General features: G+C 54.1%; 24 protein-coding genes. 15 read left to right on the forward strand and 9 right to left on the reverse strand.

Annotated features, from left to right (window positions below):
- Nucleotide 1 precedes the first annotated feature (1 nt).
- The gene (betA, locus tag ACLBVC_RS07340; protein ID WP_410149085.1) at nucleotides 2–1,687 is read left to right on the forward strand and encodes a choline dehydrogenase; all 1,686 of its coding nucleotides are present in this window, start codon (nucleotides 2–4) and stop codon (nucleotides 1,685–1,687) included.
- Nucleotides 1,688–1,809: 122 nt separating this feature from the next.
- Nucleotides 1,810–2,268, forward strand: a complete 459-nt coding sequence (locus tag ACLBVC_RS07345; protein ID WP_410149086.1) for a GNAT family N-acetyltransferase — start codon at nucleotides 1,810–1,812, stop codon at nucleotides 2,266–2,268.
- A 636-nt stretch (nucleotides 2,269–2,904) separates the two neighbouring features.
- On the opposite strand, the gene ACLBVC_RS07350 is transcribed toward ACLBVC_RS07345, so the two are convergent.
- A complete protein-coding gene (locus ACLBVC_RS07350) occupies nucleotides 2,905–3,834 on the reverse strand; it encodes a LysR family transcriptional regulator (RefSeq protein ID WP_410149087.1) in 930 nt (309 codons plus the stop codon).
- A gap of 116 nt (nucleotides 3,835–3,950) precedes the next feature.
- Between ACLBVC_RS07350 and ACLBVC_RS07355 the strand changes: the two genes are divergently transcribed.
- Both ACLBVC_RS07355 and ACLBVC_RS07360 read left to right on the forward strand, forming a co-directional pair.
- Entirely contained in the window at nucleotides 3,951–4,385 is a 435-nt protein-coding gene (locus ACLBVC_RS07355; RefSeq protein ID WP_410149153.1) for a DMT family transporter, read from the forward strand.
- A gap of 3 nt (nucleotides 4,386–4,388) precedes the next feature.
- Nucleotides 4,389–4,841, forward strand: coding sequence for a DMT family transporter (locus tag ACLBVC_RS07360; RefSeq protein ID WP_410149088.1), 453 nt, complete (start codon nucleotides 4,389–4,391; stop codon nucleotides 4,839–4,841).
- A 37-nt stretch (nucleotides 4,842–4,878) separates the two neighbouring features.
- On the opposite strand, the gene ACLBVC_RS07365 is transcribed toward ACLBVC_RS07360, so the two are convergent.
- Both ACLBVC_RS07365 and parS read right to left on the reverse strand, forming a co-directional pair.
- A complete protein-coding gene (locus ACLBVC_RS07365; RefSeq protein ID WP_410149089.1) occupies nucleotides 4,879–5,337 on the reverse strand; it encodes an RES family NAD+ phosphorylase in 459 nt (152 codons plus the stop codon).
- Entirely contained in the window at nucleotides 5,334–5,795 is a 462-nt protein-coding gene (parS, locus tag ACLBVC_RS07370) for a type II RES/Xre toxin-antitoxin system antitoxin (RefSeq protein ID WP_410149090.1), read from the reverse strand. The genes ACLBVC_RS07365 and parS overlap by 4 nt, the downstream gene beginning before the upstream one ends.
- Before the next feature lie 353 nt (nucleotides 5,796–6,148).
- Here parS and ACLBVC_RS07375 point away from each other — a divergent pair, with 353 nt between their 5' ends.
- Entirely contained in the window at nucleotides 6,149–7,036 is an 888-nt protein-coding gene (locus ACLBVC_RS07375; RefSeq protein WP_152324246.1) for a nucleoside-specific channel-forming protein Tsx, read from the forward strand.
- A gap of 187 nt (nucleotides 7,037–7,223) precedes the next feature.
- Nucleotides 7,224–8,816 carry an ABC-F family ATPase gene (locus ACLBVC_RS07380; protein ID WP_101075990.1) on the forward strand — a complete coding sequence of 531 codons (1,593 nt, stop codon included), beginning with the start codon at nucleotides 7,224–7,226 and terminating at the stop codon, nucleotides 8,814–8,816.
- A gap of 181 nt (nucleotides 8,817–8,997) precedes the next feature.
- On the opposite strand, the gene moeB is transcribed toward ACLBVC_RS07380, so the two are convergent.
- Together moeB and moeA are read right to left on the reverse strand one after the other, a co-directional pair.
- Nucleotides 8,998–9,759, reverse strand: coding sequence for a molybdopterin-synthase adenylyltransferase MoeB (gene moeB / locus ACLBVC_RS07385; protein ID WP_410149091.1), 762 nt, complete (start codon nucleotides 9,757–9,759; stop codon nucleotides 8,998–9,000).
- Nucleotides 9,760–9,761: 2 nt separating this feature from the next.
- Nucleotides 9,762–11,003 carry a molybdopterin molybdotransferase MoeA gene (gene moeA / locus ACLBVC_RS07390; RefSeq protein WP_410149092.1) on the reverse strand — a complete coding sequence of 414 codons (1,242 nt, stop codon included), beginning with the start codon at nucleotides 11,001–11,003 and terminating at the stop codon, nucleotides 9,762–9,764.
- Nucleotides 11,004–11,248: 245 nt separating this feature from the next.
- On the opposite strand from moeA, the gene ACLBVC_RS07395 reads away from it, so the two are divergent.
- Complete coding sequence (locus ACLBVC_RS07395; RefSeq protein WP_101075987.1) at nucleotides 11,249–11,482, forward strand: DeoR family transcriptional regulator; 234 nt, start codon at nucleotides 11,249–11,251, stop codon at nucleotides 11,480–11,482.
- 72 nt (nucleotides 11,483–11,554) lie between these two features.
- On the opposite strand, the gene tsgA (ACLBVC_RS07400) is transcribed toward ACLBVC_RS07395, so the two are convergent.
- Nucleotides 11,555–12,751: an MFS transporter TsgA gene (gene tsgA, locus ACLBVC_RS07400; RefSeq protein WP_410149093.1), complete on the reverse strand. Its 1,197-nt coding sequence runs from the start codon at nucleotides 12,749–12,751 to the stop codon at nucleotides 11,555–11,557.
- A gap of 9 nt (nucleotides 12,752–12,760) precedes the next feature.
- Nucleotides 12,761–13,594: a xanthosine phosphorylase gene (gene xapA, locus ACLBVC_RS07405; RefSeq protein ID WP_152324241.1), complete on the reverse strand. Its 834-nt coding sequence runs from the start codon at nucleotides 13,592–13,594 to the stop codon at nucleotides 12,761–12,763.
- A 159-nt stretch (nucleotides 13,595–13,753) separates the two neighbouring features.
- Between xapA and ACLBVC_RS07410 the strand changes: the two genes are divergently transcribed.
- Nucleotides 13,754–14,662, forward strand: coding sequence for a LysR family transcriptional regulator (locus ACLBVC_RS07410; protein WP_410149094.1), 909 nt, complete (start codon nucleotides 13,754–13,756; stop codon nucleotides 14,660–14,662).
- Between the two features lie 80 nt (nucleotides 14,663–14,742).
- Here the strand turns inward: ACLBVC_RS07410 and tsgA (ACLBVC_RS07415) are convergent, their stop codons facing one another.
- A complete protein-coding gene (tsgA, locus tag ACLBVC_RS07415) occupies nucleotides 14,743–15,942 on the reverse strand; it encodes an MFS transporter TsgA (protein ID WP_410149095.1) in 1,200 nt (399 codons plus the stop codon).
- Between the two features lie 282 nt (nucleotides 15,943–16,224).
- Here tsgA (ACLBVC_RS07415) and ACLBVC_RS07420 point away from each other — a divergent pair, with 282 nt between their 5' ends.
- The 7 genes from ACLBVC_RS07420 to ACLBVC_RS07450 all read left to right on the forward strand — a co-directional run bounded on the left by ACLBVC_RS07420 (nucleotide 16,225) and on the right by ACLBVC_RS07450 (nucleotide 23,609).
- Nucleotides 16,225–17,235: an isoaspartyl peptidase/L-asparaginase family protein gene (locus ACLBVC_RS07420; RefSeq protein ID WP_410149096.1), complete on the forward strand. Its 1,011-nt coding sequence runs from the start codon at nucleotides 16,225–16,227 to the stop codon at nucleotides 17,233–17,235.
- A complete protein-coding gene (locus tag ACLBVC_RS07425; RefSeq protein ID WP_410149097.1) occupies nucleotides 17,232–19,088 on the forward strand; it encodes a dipeptide ABC transporter ATP-binding protein in 1,857 nt (618 codons plus the stop codon). Before ACLBVC_RS07420 ends, ACLBVC_RS07425 begins: the two co-directional genes overlap by 4 nt.
- Nucleotides 19,089–19,168: 80 nt before the next feature.
- Nucleotides 19,169–20,725: a glutathione ABC transporter substrate-binding protein GsiB gene (gsiB, locus tag ACLBVC_RS07430; protein WP_410149098.1), complete on the forward strand. Its 1,557-nt coding sequence runs from the start codon at nucleotides 19,169–19,171 to the stop codon at nucleotides 20,723–20,725.
- A gap of 109 nt (nucleotides 20,726–20,834) precedes the next feature.
- A complete protein-coding gene (gene gsiC, locus ACLBVC_RS07435; protein WP_410149099.1) occupies nucleotides 20,835–21,755 on the forward strand; it encodes a glutathione ABC transporter permease GsiC in 921 nt (306 codons plus the stop codon).
- A gap of 8 nt (nucleotides 21,756–21,763) precedes the next feature.
- Nucleotides 21,764–22,678, forward strand: a complete 915-nt coding sequence (gene gsiD, locus ACLBVC_RS07440) for a glutathione ABC transporter permease GsiD (protein ID WP_410149100.1) — start codon at nucleotides 21,764–21,766, stop codon at nucleotides 22,676–22,678.
- A gap of 63 nt (nucleotides 22,679–22,741) precedes the next feature.
- Nucleotides 22,742–23,047, forward strand: a complete 306-nt coding sequence (locus ACLBVC_RS07445; RefSeq protein WP_410149101.1) for a hypothetical protein — start codon at nucleotides 22,742–22,744, stop codon at nucleotides 23,045–23,047.
- A gap of 109 nt (nucleotides 23,048–23,156) precedes the next feature.
- Nucleotides 23,157–23,609: a type II toxin-antitoxin system PemK/MazF family toxin gene (locus tag ACLBVC_RS07450; RefSeq protein WP_410149102.1), complete on the forward strand. Its 453-nt coding sequence runs from the start codon at nucleotides 23,157–23,159 to the stop codon at nucleotides 23,607–23,609.
- Nucleotides 23,610–23,963: 354 nt separating this feature from the next.
- Here the strand turns inward: ACLBVC_RS07450 and fghA are convergent, their stop codons facing one another.
- Complete coding sequence (fghA, locus tag ACLBVC_RS07455) at nucleotides 23,964–24,821, reverse strand: S-formylglutathione hydrolase (RefSeq protein WP_410149103.1); 858 nt, start codon at nucleotides 24,819–24,821, stop codon at nucleotides 23,964–23,966.
- Nucleotides 24,822–24,830 lie beyond the last annotated feature (9 nt).

The following is a 24,830-nucleotide window of genomic DNA, read 5'->3' on the forward strand; positions in this document are numbered from 1 at the left end:
AATGGATTACGATTACATCATTATTGGTGCTGGTTCTGCCGGCAACGTTCTCGCCACCCGACTGACCGAAGACAGCGCCGTCAATGTACTGCTGCTCGAAGCCGGTGGCCCTGATTATCGTCTGGATTTCCGCACGCAGATGCCTGCCGCGCTGGCTTTTCCGTTGCAGGGGCGCCGTTATAACTGGGCGTATGAAACTGACCCGGAGCCGCACATGAACAACCGCCGTATGGAATGCGGACGCGGCAAAGGGCTGGGCGGTTCGTCGCTGATTAACGGGATGTGTTACATCCGCGGTAACGCGATGGATTTCGACAACTGGGCAAAAGCGCCGGGGCTGGAAGACTGGAGTTATCTGGATTGCCTGCCGTATTTCCGCAAGGCAGAAACCCGCGATATCGGCCCGAATGATTTCCACGGTGGCGATGGCCCGGTGAGCGTGGCGACGCCTAAAAAAGGCAATAATCCGCTATTCCACGCGATGATTGAAGCCGGCGTTCAGGCCGGTTATCCGCGCACTGACGATCTGAACGGGTATCAGCAGGAAGGTTTTGGTCCGATGGACCGGACCGTAACGCCGAAAGGTCGACGCGCCAGTACCGCTCGCGGTTATCTGGATCAGGCAAAACCGCGCGCGAACCTGACTATCGTCACGCACGCTATGACCGACAAAATCCTCTTTGAAGGCAAGCGCGCCGTGGGCGTCAGCTATTTCAAAGGTGACGGTGATAAAGCGGTGAAGGCCAAAGCGAAGCGGGAAGTGTTGCTGTGCAGCGGCGCGATAGCCTCTCCGCAAATTCTGCAACGTTCGGGCGTTGGCCCGGCCGAATTACTCAATAAACTGGATATTCCGGTGGTGCATGATTTGCCGGGCGTCGGCGAGAATTTGCAGGATCATCTGGAAATGTACCTGCAATACAGCTGTACCCGGCCGGTTTCGCTGTATCCGGCGTTGCAGATGCACAATCAGCCCGCGATCGGCGCGGAATGGCTGTTCAAAGGCACCGGCGTTGGCGCGAGTAATCAGTTCGAAGCGGGCGGTTTTATCCGCAGCCGTGAAGAATTTGCGTGGCCGAATATTCAGTATCACTTCCTTCCGGTGGCGATTAATTACAACGGCAGTAACGCGGTGAAAGAGCACGGTTTCCAGGCGCATGTTGGCTCGATGCGTTCACCAAGCCGCGGACGCGTGCAGGTGAAATCGAAAGATCCGCATCAGCATCCGAGCATTTTGTTTAATTACATGGCGAGCGAGCAGGACTGGCAGGAATTTCGCGATGCGATCCGCATCACCCGTGAAATCATGGCACAACCGGCGCTGGATGCTTATCGCGGCCGTGAAATCAGCCCGGGCAAACATGTGCAGACCGATGAAGAGCTGGATGCGTTTATCCGCGAACACGCGGAAACGGCGTTCCACCCGTCCTGTTCATGCAAAATGGGCACCGACGAAATGGCGGTAGTGGACGGGCAGGGGCGTGTTCACGGCACTGAAGCGCTGCGGGTGGTCGATGCTTCCATCATGCCACAAATCATCACCGGCAACCTGAACGCTACGACGATCATGATTGCCGAGAAGATTGCTGACAAAATCCGCGGACGTCAGCCTTTGCCGCGCAGCACGGCGGATTACTACACCGCAGGCGACGCGCCGGTACGCACCGGACCGTTAAAAAAATCTGCCTGAACGTTTTTACAAGCCGGTTACAAATAATCGTTAAGGCATGATACAAAGAGATATTCTTCGGGATATCTCTTTTTTTTGCAGCCAGATAACGGCGAATTCAGGTAAGGGCGGGGCATCTATTCATGAGCGAATCTTCATCTCTCCACTGGCAGGATTACCACCACAGCGAACTTAACGCCACGCAGATTTACGCCATTCTGGCTCTGCGCAGCGAAGTGTTTGTGGTCGAACAAACCTGTGTTTATCAGGATATCGACGGGCAGGATCTGGCTGGCGAAAACCGTCATATCGTTGCATGGCTAGACGGGAAACCGGCGGCGTACGCACGTATTTTGCGTCATGAAGATGACGTCGCCATCGGACGAGTGATCGTCGCGCCTTCCGCCCGTGGCCTGAAACTGGGGTATCAGCTGATGGAACAGGCGCTGGCGGCGTGCCAGAAACACTGGCCGGGCGAGCGGATTGCGATTTCCGCGCAGGCGCACTTACAACAGTTTTACGGCAGGCTGGGGTTTGCGGCGTATACGGAAATTTATGATGAAGATGGAATCGCGCATGTCGGGATGGAGTTTAAGGTTTAGTTTTCAATTTCAACTTTAAGGTCAAAACCGTGGGCGTCGGCCCACACCGACCAAAGACCCGGTAACGCGCGGATCTCTGGACTCTGCGCTTTTTTAATTGCGCGCTACCGCTGGCTGGCTATGTTTCAGGTGCCACAGCTATTGCCGCAAAATCTCGCCGCTGCGCGGTTCCCTGCACTCGGGTTACAAACCGCGCGAAAAAATACGCGGTTTTCCACCTCTCGCTACGGCGTGATTTTTGAAAGCGGCTGGGGGCTTATCTAAATTCAAAATCAGGCTGGTTTTAATCTTTTACAAAGGCAATCTGGCGCGCTCAGAAATGTTGCTGACCGTGGGTTCGAGACCTGTGGCTCGAACCCACGGGGAAGGAACCGCGCAGCGGCAAGATTTCGCGCCACACGCTGTTGTGCCAGAACATGTCCATCTTCCCAGCGGTAGCGCGCAGTTAAAGAGCCCGGGATTCTCAAGGGGCGCGGCGACAGGCGCTCCTTGAGGCCAGTTTGGGCGGCGAGCCCAAGGTCTTGCCGGTTTGGGTGTCAACCCAAGGTTTTGACCTGAGCTGAGTGAGCACAGCTCATGAAAAACCGAAATTTTCTCGATCCGTTTTTGGCCTCTCGCTGCAAGCGAAAAACCGCTCTACTCCCAATAAGCTGGCTCCCCGAACTTCTCCACCAGATAATCAATCACCACCCGCACCTTAACTGAAGCCCTCCGGGCATTCGGATACAATGCCGAGATAGTCTGTGGTTCCGGCGACGTGGAAACCTGGTACTCAGGCAACACGTTCACCAGTGTTCCGGCGTGGAGTGCATCGCCAATCAGCCAGGTCGGGAAAACCACTAACCCCATTCCGCCGAGGGCTGCCTGCGTCAGGGTTTCTGCATTATTGCTGGTGAGAACACCGCGCAGATTCCATGAGCGCCATTCTTTTTCCGGCTGGCGGAAGTACCAGCGCTGGGAACCGGCAAACCCTTTAAAAACCAAACAACTGTGATTAGAAAGATCGTCCGGCGTGGCCGGTATGCCCGCTCGGGCGAGATACGCCGGGCTGGCGGCGAGACGGAAGTTCTGGTGCCCGAGCGTTCGCGCCTGAAGGGTGGAGTCAGCCATGACGCCAATCCGGATCAGCAGATCGACGCTGTCCTGCAACGGATCGATGAAATCATCCGTCTGCATCAGTTCGATGTTCAGCCGGGGAAAACGTGTACTCAGTTCCGGCAGCCAGGGTGCAACATGACGCTGACCAAAAACCACCGGCGCATTAATTCGTACCAGTCCGCCCGGTTCGCTGCTTTGTTCCTGCAAATCCTGCTCGGCGAGATCCAGCTGTGTCAGCACCTGACGCGCATGCTCCGCCAGCAACTTTCCTGATTCTGTCGGGCTAACCGCCCGTGTGTTGCGGTACAGCAACTGCGTCTCTAATGCCTGCTCCAGCTGGGCAATAACGCGCGAAACCGTTGAAGGGGACATCGCTTCGCGTCGCGCCACTTCGGAGAAATTCCCCTGGTCGAGCACCGCCACAAACAGGCGCAAAGACTGAATATTGATCTGATTGAAGCTTTTCATCTGTGCAATTCCTGCAAAGGTATTTTCCCGATTGTGCTGTTTTTTGCATAACTTTGTCACGCTATAGTCGCGGCTTCTTAAATACCGGGCAGTAAAATAATGAGAGCAGGGCAATGATGAATCTGATGTTAATTCCGCTGGTCGTTCTGGCGGGGATGGGGCTTTCACTGGAAGCGGGGCTTCTCGGCCCGCTGGGAACAGAAGTCGGGCACTTGTGGGCGACGCTCAGCATTTTTGGCGTCGGCGCGGTGCTGACCGGTTTACTGGTGCTGTTTTTCAGCCCGCGTAATGCGCCTTCTTATACTGAGCAACCCGGCTGGCAACTGCTCGGCGGCGTGCTGGGGCCGGTGTATGTGGTGGTGCTGACTATTGCGACACCGGTGATTGGTATCGGGATGACGATGATCGCAATTTTGTCCGGGCAGGTGGCGAAAAGTGTTCTGATTGACCACTTCGGCTGGTTTGGCACACCGCACAAAAAAGTGGGCGGTGAACGCCTGCTGGCGCTGGTGTTCATTGTTGCTGCACTTGTTCTGATTGCCTGGGGTTAACCAATGACTGAAATGATTATGATTGTTCTGGCCATCGTAGCCGGTGCGGCGCTGAGCATGCAGGCGGCGGTGAACGGGCAACTGGGCGAAAAGGTTGGTGTACTGAAAAGCGCATTTCTGACGTTCAGCGTCGGCGCAGCCATCACGGCAGTGCTGATCTTGTTTCTGCAAACGCCTCAGCCGGCAACGTTGCTCACCGTACCCAAATGGCAGCTGATGGGCGCGTTATTTGGTGTGCCTTACATCATTGTGATGGTAACCGCGGTGCCGCGGGTAGGGACGGCGGTAGCGACGGTGGCCGTGATTTTAGGGCAACTGGCGATGGGAATGCTCATCGACAATTTTGGCTGGCTGGATAACCCGCAAATCGCGCTGTCATGGCACCGTATGGCGGCCATCCCTTGTCTGATTATCGCGTTGGCACTGATTTACCGTAGCAACCGGAAAGCGGCATAAAAACCGGGCGATTTGCCTCATATCAGTGACTGGCAAATTATTGCAAACGCGGGTCGAACATCATTGGCTCGCGCTCTACGGAATCGAGCAACGGCGCGAAATCCGGATGCTGCGGATTAAGCAGCACATTATATTCCGTCGGGACAATCACCGACGGAACCCTCAGCCCGACGTGTTCACCTTCAGCCAGCCACGCTTCGCCCTGACGCTGTGTGCTGTCCGGCGGGGAAGGGCTGCGCCAGTCCGCGGCCAGCTCATCGACCTCAAGAGTTTCGAGCAGCGTATCGGGTACCTCAATACTGAGCAGAGTGTATGAGCGCATCAGCATGCTGTTTTGTAAATGCACCAGAATCTCGAGGATCGCCAGCGAGATGCTGGTGGTCAGATACACCACCGGTCTGCCGGGCGGGTTCCACCGGCCACCGTAAATCTGGGCTCCGGCACCTGTCCAGGCTGTGGCTAAATGTTGGGTCTGAATAATGCGAAACAGCTTCAACTGAATACCCCGTGCTGAAGACGTCCAATCAGCCTGTTCACTTCCACCGCACCCGCTTCAGAAGACAATAGCCCCAGTGGCCTCGAACCTGCCAGCGCCGGAGCAGGGCGGGTTATCCAGTCCAATGCCGCGATGCGGTCGCCTTCAAACAGATCCGTCGCCGCATCGATGGTGCGCACCAGCCGCGCCACGCGCTCGCTTTCATCGCTTTTCAGCAATCCATTTCCCGCTTTACGACGCGCATAATTGCGCTCGTTGATCCCCATTATTTCCAGCAAAACCATTTTCGGCCACCCCAGCTCTGTGTTCAGGCGGTTGATACTATCAACCGGAAAACCTTTCTGTATGGCATTTAACAAACTGATTCCGCTACCTGCGGGAAGCCCCGCAGATTCCCACAGCGGGGTTACAGGCTCTTTCATTTGTCTGGAAGACAGCCCGGTAATTTTTGAACTCATGATGTTGATCTCCACACCGTTAATTGTCATAACTATAGCATGACAATTAACGGTGTGGTGGATTTGCGTACACCCTTTGTTTTGCTCAGATGACATGCGGATGAAATAGCCATGAAAGATAAGTGTGATCAGTGTCACATTGGGCATGTATCAGAATGAAACAGAAATTGACAAACCTTGACCAAATCTATTTATTAGCTAAGAAAAGTTAACTCTTGTAGGAAGTGACTGGAAATTGCATGTTTATTGCACTATGTGCAGCAATCGGTTGCGGATCACAGTTTTAGGGTTCTATTTATGCAACGTCTGAAAGTGGCAAGGCGTTGTCCCACCCCCCCGCTTCTGGTAAAAATATGAAAAATAAAATTATTGCAGCAGGCGCTTTGATGGCTTTGTCCTACAGCGCGACCGTGCTCGCTGATGATAGCAAGGGCGAATTTGTTTCTGACTGGTGGCACCAGAGTGTCAACGTTGTTGGCAGCGCCGACACCCGCTTCGGGCCTACTCTGCGTAACGATGTTTATCTTGAATATGAAGCGTTTGCGCACAAAGACTGGTTTGATTTCTACGGCTATATCGATATCCCTAAAACCTTCGGTGCAGGTAACGGCAACGACACCGGTATCTGGGATAAGAACGGTTCTCCGCTGTTTATGGAAATCGAACCGCGTTTCTCTATCGATAAACTGACCGGCACTGACCTGAGTTTTGGTCCGTTCAAAGAATGGTACTTCGCGAACAACTATATCTACGATATGGGCCCGGACAGCGATAACCGTCAGAACACCTGGTATATGGGTCTGGGTACCGATATTGATACCCATCTGCCGATGAGCCTGTCTCTGAACGTGTATGCAAAATACCAGTGGGAAAACTACGGCGCAGCGAACGAAAACAGCTGGGACGGCTACCGTTTCAAAGTGAAATATTTCGTTCCTCTGACGCAACTGTGGGGCGGTAACCTGAGCTACATCGGGTTCACCAACTTTGACTGGGGCTCAACACTGGGCGATGACGATTTCCGCGACCTGAATGGCAACAAAGCGCGTTCTAACAACTCTATCGCGTCCAGCCACATCCTCTCGCTGAACTACACGCACTGGCATTACTCGTTCGTGGCGCGTTACTTCCACAACGGCGGCCAGTGGGCTGACGGCGCTGAACTGAACTTCGGCAACGGTAATTTCGACGTGAAATCTACCGGCTGGGGTTACTACGGCGTGATTGGTTACAACTTCTGATTGCAGTTGTTAACCCTGAAAACCCGGCTGATGCCGGGTTTTTTGCTTTTCTGACCCTCTAATAATCCTGCGCATAACACACTTTTTTAGCTATTGAGTGAAAAATGACCACAACTACAGGCGATCCCGCCGCGCCGTTGTGGCATAATGCGCGCCAAATCACATTTCCCAATGAAGAGCGAGCGTTGTGCTAAGTACTTACAACATCACCATGCAATTCGGCAGCAAGCCGTTATTTGAAAACATTAACGTCAAATTTGGCGGCGGTAACCGCTATGGCCTGATTGGCGCGAACGGTTGTGGTAAATCCACTTTCATGAAAATCCTCGGTGGCGATTTAGTGCCATCAGGCGGCAACGTAGTCCTCGACCCGAACGAGCGCCTGGGTAAATTGCGCCAGGATCAGTTCGCATTCGAACAGTTCAGCGTGCTGGACACTGTGATCATGGGCCACACCGAATTGTGGGAAGTGAAGGAAGAGCGCGACCGAATTTATGCCATGGCAGAAATGAGCGAAGAAGACGGCTACAAAGTGGCTGATCTGGAAGTCGCTTACGGTGAGATGGACGGCTACAGCGCCGAATCCCGTGCCGGTGAATTGCTGCTGGGCGTCGGCATTCCTGTTGAGCAACATTACGGCCCGATGAGCGAAATCGCACCGGGCTTTAAACTGCGCGTATTACTGGCTCAGGCGCTGTTCTCTGACCCGGAAATTCTGCTGCTCGACGAACCGACGAACAACCTGGACATCGATACTATTCGCTGGCTGGAGCAGGTGCTGAACGAGCGTAACAGCACCATGATCATCATTTCGCATGACCGTCACTTCCTGAACATGGTATGTACGCACATGGCGGATCTGGACTACGGCGAACTGCGCGTTTATCCGGGCAACTACGATGAATACATGACGGCGGCAACGCAGGCTCGTGAACTTCTGAGTGCCAATAACGCCAAGAAAAAAGCGCAAATTGCCGAGCTGCAATCCTTCGTCAGCCGTTTCAGCGCTAACGCCTCCAAATCTAAACAGGCAACTTCCCGTGCCCGTCAGATTGATAAAATTCAGCTCGACGAAATCAAAGCGTCCAGCCGCCAGAACCCTTACATGCGTTTTGAGCAGGACAAGAAATTGTTCCGTAATGCGCTGGAAGTGGAAAAAATTACCAAAGGTTTCGACAACGGTCCGCTGTTTAAAAATTTGGGCCTGATGCTGGAAGTCGGTGAGAAAGTCGCGATTCTGGGCGCCAACGGTATCGGTAAATCCACTCTGCTGAAAACGCTGGTGGGTGAGCATGAGCCGGAAAGCGGTTCAGTTAAATGGTCTGAAAACTCAAAAATCGGTTACTACGCGCAGGATCACGAATATGAATTCGATGATACCCTGAACGTTTTCGACTGGATGAGTCAGTGGAAATCCGAGAAAGACGACGAGCAGGCTGTGCGCGGTGTTCTCGGGCGTCTGCTCTTCGGTCAGGACGACATCAAGAAGAAAGTGAAAGTGCTTTCCGGTGGTGAAAAAGGTCGTATGTTATTCGGGAAACTGATGATGCAGCGTCCGAACATCCTGATCATGGATGAACCAACCAACCACCTGGATATGGAATCTATCGAGTCACTGAACATGGCGCTGGAAATGTACGAAGGTACGCTGATCTTCGTTTCCCACGACCGTGAATTCGTCAGCTCGCTGGCGACGCGTATTCTGGAAATGACACCGACCCGTGTCATCGACTTCTCCGGTAACTACGAAGACTACCTGCGCAGCCAGGGCATCAACTAAACCTCGTCATCCTTCAAGCTGCCTCTGCGTTGGCTGCCTTCGCGAACCCCGGTCACATACTGATGTATGCTCCCGGGGATTCACTCAGTTGCCGCCTTGATGCAACTCGAATGATTTAGAGGTTAGTATCATTAAAAAACCGCCATTATCCGGCGGTTTTTTTGTGTCTTAAATCTGAGAATCAGCAATTCCCGCATACCTCGCAACCCGGATCTTTCATCAGGTTCATCTGGCGAAATTGCAGCGTCATGGCGTCGTACATCAGCAGTTTTCCGCGTGGTGTTTCGCCGAAGTGAGTCAGCAGCTTGATAGTTTCCATGGCCTGTAAGCTGCCGATGGTGCCGACCAGCGGGGACATCACACCGGCTTCGACGCAGGTCAGCGCGTTTTCGCCAAACAGACGACTCAAACAGCGATAGCAAGGCTCGCCGGGCTGCCATGTAAACACACTCAGCTGGCCTTCCATGCGGATGGCAGCACCGGAGACCAGCGGTTTTTTCTGCGCAAAACATTGCTGATTGAGCTGATTCCGCGTCGTGACGTTGTCGGTGCAATCGACGACGATGTCGCAGGCGGCGATCAGTTCGCGCAGCATTTCGTCATCCGCCTGTGCATCCACCTGATTGAGCTGAATGTGCGGATTAATTGCCGCCAGTGCCAGCGCGGCGGATCCCACTTTTGACATGCCGATTTTGGCGTCGGTATGCAGTGTCTGACGCTGCAAATTGGACAGCGAAACGGTGTCGAAATCCAGCAATGTCAGCGTGCCTGTTCCGGCTGCTGCCAGATATTGCGCGGCCGCACAGCCCAGACCGCCCAGACCGACAATCAGCGCGTGGCTGGCTTTCAGCTTTTCCTGCGCATCAAAATCAAACCCTTTAAGCACGATCTGGCGGTTATAACGCAGGATTTCAGCGTCCGTCAGTTCCGGCAGCTTTGCCATGATCAGCTCCGAAGCAGGGCGTTGAAAGGTTCGATTTCTACGATTTCGCCTGCGGCGACGTTTTCGCGCTCACGTTCAAGCACCACAAAACAGTTTGCCAGGCTGAATGAGCTGAAGACGTGCGAGCCCTGATGGCCGGTGGTGCGAACTTCGAGCTGGCCTTCGGCATTCGTGCTGAAAACACCGCGCTGGAAATCTAGGCGTCCGGAGGATTTTTTGAGAGGTGTCAAAGCCTTAGCTTTCAGACGTGGCGGGAACTGCCAGGCGGTGTGGCCGGAAAGCTGAGCAATAAACGGTTGTACGAGCTGATAAAACGTCAGTGCAGCAGAAACCGGATTACCCGGCAGGCCGCAGAACCAGCTGTCCTGCAATTTGCCGAACGCGAAAGGTTTACCCGGTTTCATCGCCAGTTTCCAGAAACCAATTTCGCCCAGTTCATCGAGCATTTGCTTGGTGTAATCGGCTTCGCCCACGGACACGCCACCGCTGGAAATCACCAGATCGGCAAACGCATTGGCTTCTTCAAAGGCTTTGCGCAGCGCCTGCGGATTATCGCGGATAATCCCTAAATCCATCACGGTGCAGCCGAGCTGTTCGAGCATCAGACGCACGGCGAAACGGTTGGTGTCGTAAATCTGGCCTTCCTCTAACGGCGTGCCGACGGGTTGCAGTTCGTCCCCGGTCGAAAACACCGCGACTTTCAGCGCTTTCCAGACGTTAACTTCCGTCACGCCTAAAGAAGCCAGCAGTGGCAGTTCAGCTGCGCCGAGACGCACACCGGCAGGCAGCACGCTGTCGCCTTGTTTAATGTCGTCGCCGGTCAAACGGATATTCTGGCCTTTATGCACTTCTGCGGTGAACCGCACGCCCGTTTCTGACACGTCTGCCTGTTCCTGCATGATCACCGCGTCAGCACCTTGCGGAACCGGCGCGCCGGTCATGATGCGGATACAAGTTCCGGCAGGCCATTCACCGTGGAAAGGCGCACCGGCAAAGGCTTTACCTGCCACAGGCAGAACGGCGTCCATGTGCAAATCGGCGCAGCGCACGGCGTAACCGTCCATCGCGGAATTATCAAAAGGCGGGACGAAAACCGGGGATTTCACCGGCGAGGCGGTGATACGGCCTGCGGCGGCGGCCAGCGGAAGAGATTCAGCCTCTTTCGCTGTTTTAGACGGGACATAAGCGCGCATTTTTTCCAGCGCTTCTTCCAGCGAGATCAGACCGGCAGTATTGAATTCCATGAAAATTCCTTTGAGGTTCATCCCGGCGGAACGGGTGTTTTCACCGGAACCGGGCGGGGAAGTGGAGCATGCGCACAGTATGACAGAGAAATGCGGCGAACCAAAAATTGCGGAAGGCGTGAAATTTTCGTGGGGATTCCAGAAAAATTGAGATCGATCCCAAAATTAACAATGTAACGCAGGTATGATGGTTTCCGTTATTTGTGACCTGGGTCACGCAACTGTCAAATATACAGGAATAACCAGTGCTTAAAAAAAATCGCCATCAGGCCATCCTTCAGCTGGTAGAACAGCATGAAGTGCTACAGGTAAGCGAACTGGCACAATCGCTGGATGTGAGTCTTGAAACCATTCGTCGTGACCTGAGTGAAATGCAGGATAAAGGGTTAATTCTGCGTCGTCATGGCCGCGCGCGTCGTCTGGTTGCTCAGCCTGAAACATCCTGGCTAAACAGTTTGCAGCGCTGCCCGCAGCTTTAATGGCGGCAGTGAAATAAATAAAGGGAAGGCTCCACAGAGTCTTCCCTTTATTATGCACAATACTTAAGTAAATCAGTGCGCCGGTTGCTGCTCCAGCGCTTCGGCTTTGCTGTTGACTGAGGCAAAAATTAGCGCTGCCACCAGGAAGACGTAAGCGATGGTCGCGGTATTGAGCGCCCAGAACAGGCCGTACTGGCTGTACACCAGCGACGACAGCGTGGAGAAGATCAGCGTCCCGATAGTGCCGATAGTCAGCAGAGCAGACGTCAGCGTTGGCGGAGAATTTCTGACCTGCAAACTGCCGTAGCTCATGATGCCGGAGAACAGGCCGGAATTGCAGAAGCCAAACAGACCGGCGCAAATCAGGATAAGCATCGGGTTCCCGCTGTTGGCTGCAACGGCCAGACTCACCAGCCCGACACCCGCAGAAATCAGCAGATACGTGCGAAGTTTCACGAAACGAACGGTGAACTGATTCACAAACAGGCCGATGGATTTCACCGTCCAGTAGGTTGTGATGTAGAACGCCGCGCGGTCAGCCGCCATCCCGAAATGCTCTTTCAACCAGCTTGGCAGCCACATGGTGAACACCGGTTCTGCCAGCAGGAAAGCAAACAGCGCGAAGCACAACACCCATACCGAAACGCCCCAGCGGTCGTGCTGATGGTTGTTTGATGATTCTTTCTCAACAGTCTGCGGAATCGACGGGAATTTCTGGCCGACGCACAGCACGATCATCATCAGGCTAAGCACAGCCATGACGCCGTACATCGCCAGCCAGCTTGCGCCGTGCTGGAATAAATATCCCAGCAGCAGGGACAGAATCACACCCGCCAGCGCAAAGAAGAAATCGGTGAGAATCAGGTTCGCCGAGCGTTTTTTCGGATCTTCATTGATGCGCACCACCAGATAGCTACCGATGGACATCATAATGCCGGACGCCGCGCCAATCAGGAAAACGCCGATACCGAACATCGTAATGGTCGGCATCAGGAACAGCGCGATGCAAGTCAACACAGAGACGGTTGAGCCGGTAATCAGCTGTTTGCCCAGATTGAATTTGCGCATCAGCACGCCGCTTATCATGATTGGCAGGAACAGGCCGATGTTCATCAGCGTAAACATCTGTCCGATAAATCCGGGGTCTTTGCCAAACGCCTGCGACACCGGGCTGATCACGATACCGAGCGTGGAAACCAGTGCACCGGTGAAGAAATAGCTCAGCCAGGAAATCATATTGATCCGCTGGCGGTTGAATGCCTGTTCCATAAACTTCCCTTATTTCCCAGCCGCTGACAGGTCGGCGAAGAACGCGCGGATCAGGCGGGTGAAATCGCCCACCGCCAGTTTTGCACAGCTCAGGGTTTGTTCGTGGGAAAGCGGGGTGTCGGATAAGCCTTCGGCGAAGTTGGTCATGGCAGAAACGGCCAGTACTTTGAGGCCGCAGTGTCGCGCTGAAATCACTTCCGGCACGATGGACATACCGACAACGTCGCAGCCGAGGGTTTGCATCATGCGGATTTCAGCCGGCGTTTCGAAGTTCGGGCCGGTGTAGGCGGCGAATACGCCTTCAGCCACGTCGATGTCCAGTTTGCCGGCGACAGCATGAAGCTGTGCGCGCAGGTCTTTGTCATAGGCGTTGGCCAGGCTGAAGAAACGCGGGCCGAAGCGGTCGTCATTCGGGCCTGCCAGCGGGGATTCCGGCATAAAGCTGACGTGGTCGGTGAGCGCAACCAAACGGCCCGGTGCGACTTCTTTGCGCATGGAACCGGCGGCGTTGGTCGCCAGCAGGAATTCACAGCCCAGCAGTTTGAAGGTGCGCACCGCGCTGGTCATCACTGACATACCGTGGCCTTCATACATATGGCCGCGGCCTTTCATACACATCACCGGTACACCTTCGAGATGGCCCAGAACCAGTTCACCGGCGTGGCCGACGACGCTGCTTTGCGGGAATCCCGGCAGGTCGTGATAAGGAATGGTAATCGCACCGGACATATCGTCACACAGCGTGCCGAGGCCGGAACCTAAGATAAGCGCGGCGCGCGGAATAAAGCCCGGGGCACGCTGGCGGATAATTGCTGCACAGTCAAACGCGTTGTTATTGAGCATGATCACTTCTCTCATTATTGACAGTAGGGTTGAGTTGAAGGCAATGCTAGGGTGAGCGGCCTGTGGCGTCTAATACCGTTCGCCGCAGGGATTTATAGTCAAAATCTATAAATCCAATACGCTAATATTTAAGGGAAAATAAATGTTGCTGGAGAATATGTGACGCGTCCATTCACCGATTCAGTTTTCGATCTCGGCCAGATTAATCTCCGCCTGCTGCATTATTTCCGCGTAGTGGCCGAGGAGCTGAGTTTCAGCAAAGCGGCGGTGCGGCTCAATATGTCGCAGCCGCCGCTGAGCCTGCATATTAAAGAGCTGGAACATCTGCTCGGCACGCCGCTGTTTCTGCGCACGACGCGTTCCGTGTCACTGACACCCGCGGGCGCAGCGCTGATGCGTGAGGCAGGGTTGATGCTCGACAGCATCAACCGCTCATTGCATCAGGTGCGAAAAATTGGACGGGGGGAAATCGGGCATATTCAGTTTGGTACGGTCGGGACCGCTGCCTGGGGGCCGCTGATGCCGGTGCTGAATAATTTCGGCAAGAATGCGCCGGAAATCAGCTGGACGATCACCGAACTTACGCCAGTCCAGCAGATCGATGCGTTGCAGCTGCAAAGGATTGATATCGGCATCTGGCGCGAGGCAAAGCTGGCTCTGCCGCAGGGGTTATCAAGCAAGCTGATGGGGCGTGAGAACGTGGCCGTGGCGTTGTCAGAAAATCATCCGCTGGCGGTCAGAAATAGTGTGGCGTTCAGCCAGCTGGCGAATGAAGATTTCATTCTGATGCCGATGAATACCTCGAGTCTGGGCAGTTATTTGTATTCAATGTGCCGTCAGCACGGTTTTCTGCCGCACGTGAAACAGCAGGTTAATGAGCCGCAGACTGCGCTGGCACTGGTGGCGAACGGTTACGGGATTACGCTGTTGCCGGAAAGCTATGCGCGGATCCACTGGCCCGGCGTGCGCTTTTGCGCGCTGAGTGAAATGCTGCCCGCCGATCTCTACGCCATTTATCAGGCGGATTCGGTGACACCGGCAGCGGCGCGTTTTCTTGATCTGCTCTGACGCACTTCGCATCTAAAATCCCATCCAATAAAAAAGCCGCAGGAGTTATCCCGCGGCTTTTGAGCAACTCAATCTGTCATTCAGCCGACAGACATTTCGCGATGAATCTTTTCTGCTTTGCTGCGGATACCGGCAATGATCACTGCCAGCACAAGAAGCACGTAAGAAACGGTAGCGATATTCAGCGCCCAGAACAGACCGTATTCGCGGTAGATGAACGAAGAGAATGACGCGAAAATCAGCGTGCCGACTGACGCGGTGGTCAGCAATGCAGACGTCAGCGTTGGCGGTGAGTTTTTCACCTGCAGGCTGCCGTAGCTCATCAGGCCGGAGAACATCCCGGAGTTACAGAACCCGAACAGGCCCACCGCAGCCATCACCAGCGCCGTGTTTTCGCTGTGCGTCACTACGCACAGGCTGATTAAGCCAACAATTGCGGAGACAAACAGGAACGTACGCAGTTTGACGAAACGCACGGTGAACTGGTTTAGGAACAGGCCAATCGCTTTCACCATCCAGTAGGTGGTGATGTAAATTGCGGCGCGGTCAGTATCCAGACCGAAGTGTTCATGCAACCAGCTTGGCATCCACAGGGTGAAAACCAGTTCGCTGAAGACGAAGGCAAACAGCGCAAAACACAGCACGTATGCGGCGAAACCCCACGGCTCTTTTTCTTCGCGATCTTGTTTCGCCACGGCTTCCGGTTTAGCGACAACCGGGAATTTCTGGCCCACGCACAGCAAAATCATCAGCACGCTCAGGGTGCCCATGATGCCGTACATCGCCAGCCAGCTTGCGCCGTGTTTGAACAGGAAACCGAGTATCAGTGAAAGCGTCATGCCGGAAAGCGCAAAGAAGAAATCGGTGAAAATCAGGTTCGCAGAACGCTTTTTCGGATCATCGTTGATGCGCACCACCAGATAGCTGCCGATAGACATCATCAGACCTGCCGTCGCACCAATCAGGAATACGCCGACACCAAACAGTGTGATCGACGGCATTATAAACAGGGCGATACAGGTCAGAATGGTGATAATTGAGCCGGTAATCAGCTGCTTACCGAGATCGAACTTACGCATCAGGATGCCGCTTATCATGATCGGCAGGAACAAACCGATGTTCATCAGTGAGAACATCAGGCCGATAAATGCAGGCTCTTTATTGAAAGCGGTTGCCACCGGGCCGATGACAATCCCTAAAGTGGAAACCAGCCCACCGGTAAAGAAGTAACTTAGCCATGAGATCACGTTGATCCGACGGCGGTTATAAACAGTTTCCATAACTGATTTCCTAAAAATAAAAAATATAAGAAGGCCACAGTAAGCGTTGCCAGAGGGGCTTTTATCTGCGGTTAGGATGTTTATTATTCCTGTTCTTTGACGGTTTGTCTTGAACGTTTATTCAATCTTCGTATTTGATTTTCTTAAACAATCTAAGCAATTAGCGCGTTTTTGTAGTTTTACATTTCTGCTTTACATACTGTAGCGGGCTAAATATAGTCAAAAAACAGGGCAACATCACTTTCTGTATACATAAATACAACAACTCAGGGTGCAGTTCTAATGAGTTCTTCTACTGATAATTCAGCGAGTTCCGTTTCGGACAAGAAGCGTCCGGTCATTGCCATTCACGGTGGTGCCGGGGCGATTACCCGCGCAGCAATGAGCCACGAAAAAGAACAACATTATTTAGCCGAGCTGGAACGTATTGTTACCAGCGGGCAGGCTATTCTGGCTGCGGGCGGCAGCGCACTGGATGCGGTCACCGAAGCGGTACGTTTACTGGAAGAATGCCCGTTATTTAATGCCGGAAAAGGTGCCGTTTTCACGCATCAGGGCACGCATGAGCTGGATGCCTGCATCATGGATGGCCGCACGCTTGAGGCCGGTGCTATTAGCTGCGTCAATCACATCCGCAACCCGATTCTGACCGCGCGTAAGGTGCTGGAAAACAGCCCGCACGTCATGTTTACCGGCGCGGGTGCGGAAGCGTTTGCCCGCGAGCACGGGCAGGAAATGGTTGAGCCGGAATTCTTCCACACGCAGGAACGTTTCGACCAGTTGCAGCGCGCGATTGCGGCAGACGGCGGCGTGATGCTCGATCACGACGGGGCGTTCCTGAATGTGCAGCCGTCTGGCGACCCGATCGACCCGGAGCATAAATTTGGCACCGTCGGCGCGGTGGCGATGGACGCCCAGGGCAATCTGGCGGCGGCAACATCCACAGGCGGCATGACCAACAAACAGGCCGGGCGCGTCGGCGACAGCCCGATTATTGGCGCAGGCTGCTACGCCAGCAATAACACCGTGGCGATTTCCAGCACCGGCACCGGCGAAGTCTTTATGCGTACGGTCGCAGCGTATGACGTTGCAGCGCTGATTGAATACGCAGGGTTAACGCTCGAAGAAGCCACACACCGGGTGGTGCAGGAAAAGTTGCTGCCGTTGGGCGGGAGCGGCGGAATGATCGCCATCGACCGCTTTGGCAACGTCGTTTTGCCGTTTAACAGCGAAGGCATGTACCGCGGATTTGCCCGCGTGGGTGACGTGCCCGTCGTCAGTATTTACCGATGAGCAGCCCGGTTATTTTGCCGCCCGACCACGTGCTGGCCGTCCGCCAGCTCAGCGTGCAATTTTCGCATGAAGGGCAAATCATTCCGGCTGTGAATGATCTCAACTTTCAGGTCAGGCGCGGCGAAACGCTGGCGATTGTCGGCGAATCGGGTTCCGGTAAATCGGTGACGTCGCTGGCGCTGATGCGTCTGGTGGAGCAGGGCGGCGGGCAGATTTCCAAGGGTGACATGCTTTTTCGCCGCCGAAATGCCGAAGTTGTAGATTTAATGGCGGCGTCACAATCGTCCATGCGCAGCCTGCGCGGTGCCGATATTGCGATGATTTTTCAGGAGCCGATGACCTCACTCAATCCGGTGTTTCCGGTGGGCGAGCAAATCGCGGAATCCATCCGCCTGCATCAGAACAAAGACAGCCGCGCCGCACGTGCTGAGGCGTTGCGGATGCTGGATCTGGTGCGCATCCCTGAAGCCCGAAACATTCTCGACAGCTATCCGCATCAGCTTTCCGGCGGCATGCGCCAGAGGGTGATGATTGCGATGGCGCTGTCGTGCAAACCTGCGCTGCTGATTGCAGACGAACCGACCACGGCGCTGGATGTGACCATTCAGGCGCAGATTTTACAGCTCATCCGCGTGCTGCAAAAAGAGATGCAGATGGGGGTGATTTTCATCACCCACGATATGGGCGTGGTGGCTGAAATTGCCGACCGCGTGCTGGTGATGCATCAGGGCAACAGCGTGGAAACCGGCGACGTGGGCGCGATTTTCCGTGCACCGCAACAGCCCTATACCCGCTCGCTGTTGGCGGCGGTGCCAAAATTAGGTTCGATGGCCGGTAAACCGTTGCCCGCGCGTTTCCCTGTGCAGGAGCAAAAAGAAAGTGACCCGGAACTGGTGCAGGACACCCTGACGCCGGGTGCTCCGCCGGTTTTGCAGGTTCGCGATCTCGTTACGCGTTTTGATTTGCGCAGTGGCATTTTCAACCGCGTGAAGCGCCGCGTTCATGCCGTGGAAAAAGTTAGCTTTGATTTACATCCGGGCGAAACGTTGGCGCTGGTGGGCGAATCCGGTTGCGGAAAATCCACCACCGGTCGCTCGCTGCTGAAACTGGTGAAAAGTCAGGGCGGGACGATTACGTTTAACGGTCAGGTGCTGACCGATGTCAGCGGCAATGCGCTGCAACATCTGCGGCGCGATATTCAGTTTATTTTTCAGGATCCGTATGCCTCGCTCGATCCGCGTCTGACGGTCGGCTATTCCATTATGGAACCGCTGCTGGTTCACAAACTGGCGAAAGACGCAGAGGCCGAGGCGCGCGTCGCCTGGCTGCTGGAAAAAGTCGGGCTGCTGCCGGAACACGCGCAGCGCTATCCTCACGAGTTTTCCGGCGGTCAGCGTCAGCGGATTTGCATTGCCCGAGCGCTGGCGCTCAATCCGAAAGTGGTGATTGCGGATGAATCCGTTTCTGCCCTCGATGTGTCTGTCCGTGCGCAAATCATTAATTTGCTGATGGATTTACAGAAAGAGTTCGGGCTGGCGTTTCTGTTTATTTCGCACGACATGGCGGTGGTCGAGCGCATCAGTCATCGCGTGGCGGTGATGTATCTCGGACAAATCGTTGAAATCGGCACGCGGCGCGCGGTGTTTGAAAATCCACAACATGCTTATACCCGCAAACTGATGGCAGCGGTGCCGGTGGCCGATCCGGCGCATAAAAGAAAAGAACAGGCCTTGCTGGTCGATGAAATCCCCAGCCCGATCCGTGCGCTCAACGATGAGCCGCTGGTTTCCCCGCTGGTGCAGGTGGGCGAAGGGCACTTTGTCGCCCGGCACGCGATTGCGGGGCTTTACTGATTTTTGTGGTGGCTTGTTTTGGGTTAAGTGCAAGCCGTCAATTTGTAAGACAAACGGGTAAGACAGGAAAAGGAACTGACATGAATCAGCAGAAACGTAAAGGTAAGAACGTGATCCGCCAGGCGGTGCTCGCTGCCGCTATTTTCGGTTCTCTGGCTTCAGCTTCAGCATGGGCTGCCAAAGACGTTGTGATCGCCGTAGGCTCTAACTTCACCTCGCTTGATCCTTATGATGCGAACGACACCCTGTCGCAGGCGGTGGCAAAATCCTTCTATCAGGGCCTGTTTGGCTTCGATAAAAACATGAAGCTGGAAAACGTGTTGGCGGACAGCTACACGGTCAGCAAGGACGGGCTGGTTTACACCATCAAGCTGCATCCGGGCGTGAAATTCCAGGACGGCATCGACTTTAACGCGGCGGCGGTAAAAGTTAACTTTGACCGCGCCAGCAATCCTGACAATCATCTCAAGCGATACAACCTGTTTAAAAATATTGCCAGCACGGAAGCGGTGGATGACACCACGGTGAAAATTACGCTGAAAGAACCGTTCTCGGCGTTCATCAATATTCTGGCACACCCGTCGGCCGTGATTATTTCTCCGGCGGCGCTGACCAAATATGGCAAAGAGATCGGTTTCCATCCGGTGGGCACCGGCCCGTATACGCTGGATCAGTGGAATCAGACCGATTTCGTGAAAGTGAAGAAATTCGACGGTTACTGGAAAAAAGGCGAGCCTAAACTCGACACCATCACCTGGCGCCCGGTTGTCGATAACAACACCCGCGCCGCGATGCTGCAAACCGGTGAAGCCGATCTGGCGTTCCCGGTGCCTTACGAGCAGGCCGCGCTGCTGGAGAAAAACCCGAAACTGGATCTGGTAGCCGCGCCGTCAATTTTGCATCGTTACATCAGCTTTAATGTCACGCAAAAACCGTTCGATAACGTGAAAGTGCGTGAAGCGATCAACTACGCCATCAACAAACAGGCGCTGATTAAAGTCGCGTTTGCCGGTTACGCTGTGCCTTCCGAAGGGCCATTGCCGCAGGGAATTGAGTACGCCGCTAAATTTAAACCCTGGCCATACGATCCGGCAAAAGCCAAACTACTGTTGAAAGAAGCGGGTTATCCGGACGGCTTTACCACCACGCTGTGGTCTTCACATAACAACAGCACCGCGCAGAAAGTGTTGCAGTTCACGCAACAGCAGCTGGCGCAGGTGGGTATTAAAGTCACCGTAACCGCGATGGATGCCGCGCAGCGTGCGGCGCAGGTCGAAAACGTCGGGCAGAAAGACGCGGGGATCCGGATGTTTTATACCGGCTGGTCGGCGTCAACGGGCGAAGCTGACTGGGCGCTGTCGCCGCTGTTCTCAACCCAGGCCGCGCCACCGAAACAGTTCAACACGGCGTTCTACAGCAATGCGCAGGTGGATAAAGATTTGTCCGACGCGCTGAAAACGACCGACAAAGCCGAGAAAGCAAAACTCTACGCAGATGCCCAGAAACAAATCTGGACCGACGCGCCGTGGGCGTTCCTGGTAACTGAGCGTCTGGTTTCTGCCAACAACAAACGTCTGACAGGTTTCTACGTGATGCCAGATACGGCGTTCAGCTTTGATGATGCCGATGTGAAATAATATGCGGTGAAGCTTTCAGGGCGCGGGGTTCATAGACACCGCGCCCTGAACTTACGTGTTCCGCAGCCGGAATAGGGATGTCATACCGTGAAATCACAGACAGCGAATCATGCTTAATTATTTTCTGAAACGACTACTGGGATTGATTCCGACATTGCTGATTGTGGCAGTGCTGGTCTTTTTATTTGTACATCTTTTGCCGGGCGATCCGGCGCGTCTGATGGCCGGACAGGACGCAGACGCCAGCGTTATTGCGCTGGTCCGTCAGGATTTAGGGCTGGATAAACCGCTCTATCAGCAATTTTTCACCTTTTTTGGCAACGCGCTGACCGGCGATTTCGGGCATTCGATGGTGTCGAAGCGTCCGGTGATCGACGAAATCAGCTCCCGCTTTATGCCAACGTTCTGGCTCACGCTGACCAGCATGCTGTGGTCGGTGATTATCGGGTTGATCATCGGCGTGGTCTCCGCCGTTTGGCGTAACCGCTGGCCGGATCGTCTGGGCATGGCGCTCGCCGTTTCCGGTATCTCCTTCCCGGCCTTTGCGCTGGGCATGCTGCTGATGCAGGTTTTCTCCGTTGAACTGGGCTGGTTGCCGACCGTCGGCGCTGACGGCTGGCAGCACTATATTCTGCCGTCCATCACGCTGGGCGCGGCGGTAGCGGCTATTATGGCGCGCTTTACCCGGGCGTCTTTTGTCGAAGTGATGCAGGAAGATTACATGCGTACGGCGCGGGCGAAGGGCGTTCATGAAGCCGTTGTGGTGGTCAAACACGGGCTACGCAACGCAATGATCCCGGTTGTGACCATGATGGGATTACAGTTTGGTTTCCTGCTCGGCGGCTCGATTGTCGTCGAGAAAGTCTTCAACTGGCCGGGGTTAGGGCGGTTGCTGGTGGATTCCGTGGAGATGCGCGATTACCCGGTGATCCAGGCCGAAGTGCTGCTCTTCTCGCTCGAATTCATCCTCATCAATCTGCTGGTGGACATGCTGTACGCCGTGATTAACCCTTCTATCCGATACAAGTGAGCAGGCGCATGAAAAACTGGCGGAGAAATGCCGTACTGGCGAGCTTGCCGATATTCACATCCGAAACCCCTCAGGCAGTAAGAACGCCGTGGAAAGCGTTCTGGCGGCGTTTTCGCCGGCAACATATCGCGATGATTGCGGGCGTTTTTATTCTTTTATTAATTGCCGCTGCGGTATTTGCGCCGTGGCTGGTGCCGTTTGATCCGGAGAATTACTTCGATTATGACCGTCTGAACGAAGGTCCTTCGTTGATGCACTGGCTCGGCGTGGATTCACTCGGGCGGGATATTTTCAGCCGTATCCTGATGGGCGCGCGTATTTCACTGGCCGCCGGCGTGCTTTCCGTGGTGCTGGGCGCGGTTATCGGCACCTTTTTCGGCTTGCTGGCCGGATATTACGAAGGGGCGTGGGACCGCATTACCATGCGTATTTGTGACGTGCTGTTCGCTTTTCCCGGCATTCTGCTGGCGATTGCCGTGGTCGCCGTGATGGGCAACGGTATGTCGAACGTGATTATTGCCGTGGCGATATTCAGCATTCCCGCGTTCGCCCGTCTGGTACGCGGGAACACGCTGGTGCTGAAACAGCAGACCTACATCGAATCAGCGCGCAGCATCGGTGCATCGGACGCCACCATTTTGTTCCGCCACATTCTGCCCGGCACGCTGTCTTCCATTGTGGTGTATTTCACCATGCGCATAGGCACGTCGATTATCACCGCCGCGAGTTTGTCGTTCCTCGGCATGGGCGCACAGCCCCCGACGCCGGAGTGGGGCGCGATGCTTAACGAAGCCCGCGCCGACATGGTGATGGCTCCGCACGTGGCGATATTCCCGAGCCTGGCGATATTCCTGACGGTGCTGGCGTTTAATCTGCTGGGGGATGGGTTGAGAGATGCACTGGATCCGAAATTGAAAAATTAGTGTTTTTTGGGGAGTATCCCCAAAGGCTCCTTTTTAGCTGATCGAGAAAATTTCGGTTTCTCAATGGCGGTGATCGAGATCTTGGGTTGCCACCCAAACCGGCCTCAAGGAGCGCCTGTCGCCGCGCTCCTTGAGAATCCCGGGCTCTTTAACTGCGCGCTGTCGCTTGTTGGCTATGTTTCAGTTAACGCCGTGACTGGCGCGAAAGCTTGCCGCTGCGCGGTACCTTCTCTCATCTTCGAACCTAAGGTTTCGGAGCCGCTCCGTTCAGCAAACTTTCTGATTGCGCCATATTGGGTTTTTAAAGATATTTTGTTTCGGCATTTTTTTATTGCTATTATATTTTTATTGAATGTAACTTCGATGTAATCGTTTTATTTTTACTGGAATACGCCTCGTAATAAACAGAACACGTAATTGGAATGCGTTTCGGTGTGCAGTATGTTCTTTGTTTGTGAATGTAAACAAAGGAACTGTTATGTCGATTAATTTTAAACCCAAAGTAGGGCAGGTTCTTGACTGTAATTACGGAGTTTACCCCAGAGATCTCCAGGGGGCGATTATTCCTGATAGGGTTGATGCGCATATGCCGCCGGAAATGATTAAGCACAGGTTGGTGATCGTCCTTAATGGCAAACTTAACGATAATTCATCAATCGTTGTTCCTTTATCACCAACGAAGAATGAATTGAAAATCAGTAAGGGAATACATATTCAGCTGGATTCAGGCGTGAGCGCCGATCTCAAACACTTTCACCCAAAAACATGCTGGGCTAAATGCGATTTGGTGCAGACGGTCAGTAATAACCGGCTGAACCGACCTATGTTAGTTGAACGAGGAAGATTAACTCAGCGAATTCCTAATCAAATAGTTACATTAATCCAGATAGCGGTTATTCGTTCTATCAATGCAGCAAACTTTTTAGTTTAGTAATCATTATTGGCTTGATTAACGCATTATTTTTGATAATATCCTTGCGTTGCCCATTGAGGCCTTTAAGATTTACCCTTTCCCTTCATGGGACCGCGAAGCTTGATTAGAAATCAGGCTTCTGCCTTTTTTAATATTTCAGATTATATATTTTATCTATTAATCTGTAAGCGATATAAAACGAAAACGCTTATTTTAGAATGCTTGCAAGGCGCAATCAGAAAGTTTGCTGAACTGAGCGGAATCCACAGGAGGGAAAGCACTTCCCTCCTGTGGTCGGTTTCGGCGTCAGATACTACGCGATCTCTGCTCGTGAGAAACCGAAACTATCTCGGGCAGACGGCATTCCCGCACTCATGCCTTCGAGTGCAAATACCCCGCATGAAACCGCAGGTGATCTTCCACAAACGAGGCAATCGTAAAGTAGCTGTGATCGTACCCCGGCTGCACGCGCAGCTGTAACGGCCAGCCACGCTGGCGGGCGATTTCGGCCAGTTTTGCCGGTTGCAGCTGATCCGCAAGGAACTGATCGCCATCACCCTGATCGACTAAAATCGGGAATGGCACCTGATCCGCAGGCAGTGAACTCAGCAGATGGCAGCTGTCGTACTGCAACCACTGGCTTTCGTCGTCACCCAGATAGGCGCTGAACGCTTTACGTCCCCACGGAACTTGCGCCGGATTCACAATCGGTGCGAACGCGGAAACAGAGTGGAAACGCTGCGGATTACGCAGTGCCAGCATCAGTGCGCCATGGCCGCCCATCGAGTGGCCAAAGATCGACTGACGGTCGCTGACCCTGAAATGTCCGCTGATTAACGCCGGCAGTTCATCGAGCAGGTAATCATACATCCGGTAATGTACCGCCCACGGCGACTGTGTGGCGTTCAGGTAAAAACCTGCGCCCTGACCAAGATCGTAACCGTCATCATTGGCGACATCCTCACCGCGCGGGCTGGTATCCGGCATCACCAGAATCAGGCCCAGTTCCGCCGCGACGCGTTGCGCCCCGGCTTTCAGCGTGAAGTTTTCATCATTACAGGTCAGGCCCGACAGCCAATACAGCACCGGCGGAGGCGTGTCATCTTTTGCCGGTGGCAGATAGATGCTGAACGTCATGCCGCAATTCAGGCTGGCCGATGTATGGCGGTAGCGCTGCTGCCAGCCGCCAAACATCCGGTGTTCTTCGAGTAGTTCAATCGAGCTGCTCATCGAAAACTT

This window comes from Rahnella selenatireducens, assembly GCF_046449555.1.
GTDB classification, from domain to species: domain Bacteria; phylum Pseudomonadota; class Gammaproteobacteria; order Enterobacterales; family Enterobacteriaceae; genus Rahnella; species Rahnella selenatireducens.

What these genes read in the sequence shown, in the direction of transcription:
- ACLBVC_RS07350 (WP_410149087.1), bottom strand. Translation starts at nt 3,834, where the DNA reads ATGAAAAGCTTCAATCAGATCAATATTCAGTCTTTGCGCCTGTTTGTG.
- tsgA (WP_410149093.1), bottom strand. Translation starts at nt 12,751, where the DNA reads ATGGAACAGGCATTCAACCGCCAGCGGATCAATATGATTTCCTGGCTG.
- ACLBVC_RS07360 (WP_410149088.1), top strand. Translation starts at nt 4,389, where the DNA reads ATGACTGAAATGATTATGATTGTTCTGGCCATCGTAGCCGGTGCGGCG.
- ACLBVC_RS07420 (WP_410149096.1), top strand. Translation starts at nt 16,225, where the DNA reads ATGAGTTCTTCTACTGATAATTCAGCGAGTTCCGTTTCGGACAAGAAG.
- ACLBVC_RS07355 (WP_410149153.1), top strand. Translation starts at nt 3,951, where the DNA reads ATGAATCTGATGTTAATTCCGCTGGTCGTTCTGGCGGGGATGGGGCTT.
- gsiC (WP_410149099.1), top strand. Translation starts at nt 20,835, where the DNA reads ATGCTTAATTATTTTCTGAAACGACTACTGGGATTGATTCCGACATTG.
- moeA (WP_410149092.1), bottom strand. Translation starts at nt 11,003, where the DNA reads ATGGAATTCAATACTGCCGGTCTGATCTCGCTGGAAGAAGCGCTGGAA.
- fghA (WP_410149103.1), bottom strand. Translation starts at nt 24,821, where the DNA reads ATGAGCAGCTCGATTGAACTACTCGAAGAACACCGGATGTTTGGCGGC.
- parS (WP_410149090.1), bottom strand. Translation starts at nt 5,795, where the DNA reads ATGAGTTCAAAAATTACCGGGCTGTCTTCCAGACAAATGAAAGAGCCT.
- ACLBVC_RS07375 (WP_152324246.1), top strand. Translation starts at nt 6,149, where the DNA reads ATGAAAAATAAAATTATTGCAGCAGGCGCTTTGATGGCTTTGTCCTAC.
- moeB (WP_410149091.1), bottom strand. Translation starts at nt 9,759, where the DNA reads ATGGCAAAGCTGCCGGAACTGACGGACGCTGAAATCCTGCGTTATAAC.
- ACLBVC_RS07425 (WP_410149097.1), top strand. Translation starts at nt 17,232, where the DNA reads ATGAGCAGCCCGGTTATTTTGCCGCCCGACCACGTGCTGGCCGTCCGC.
- betA (WP_410149085.1), top strand. Translation starts at nt 2, where the DNA reads ATGGATTACGATTACATCATTATTGGTGCTGGTTCTGCCGGCAACGTT.
- gsiB (WP_410149098.1), top strand. Translation starts at nt 19,169, where the DNA reads ATGAATCAGCAGAAACGTAAAGGTAAGAACGTGATCCGCCAGGCGGTG.
- ACLBVC_RS07445 (WP_410149101.1), top strand. Translation starts at nt 22,742, where the DNA reads ATGGCGGTGATCGAGATCTTGGGTTGCCACCCAAACCGGCCTCAAGGA.
- ACLBVC_RS07450 (WP_410149102.1), top strand. Translation starts at nt 23,157, where the DNA reads ATGTCGATTAATTTTAAACCCAAAGTAGGGCAGGTTCTTGACTGTAAT.
- xapA (WP_152324241.1), bottom strand. Translation starts at nt 13,594, where the DNA reads ATGCTCAATAACAACGCGTTTGACTGTGCAGCAATTATCCGCCAGCGT.
- tsgA (WP_410149095.1), bottom strand. Translation starts at nt 15,942, where the DNA reads ATGGAAACTGTTTATAACCGCCGTCGGATCAACGTGATCTCATGGCTA.
- gsiD (WP_410149100.1), top strand. Translation starts at nt 21,764, where the DNA reads ATGAAAAACTGGCGGAGAAATGCCGTACTGGCGAGCTTGCCGATATTC.
- ACLBVC_RS07345 (WP_410149086.1), top strand. Translation starts at nt 1,810, where the DNA reads ATGAGCGAATCTTCATCTCTCCACTGGCAGGATTACCACCACAGCGAA.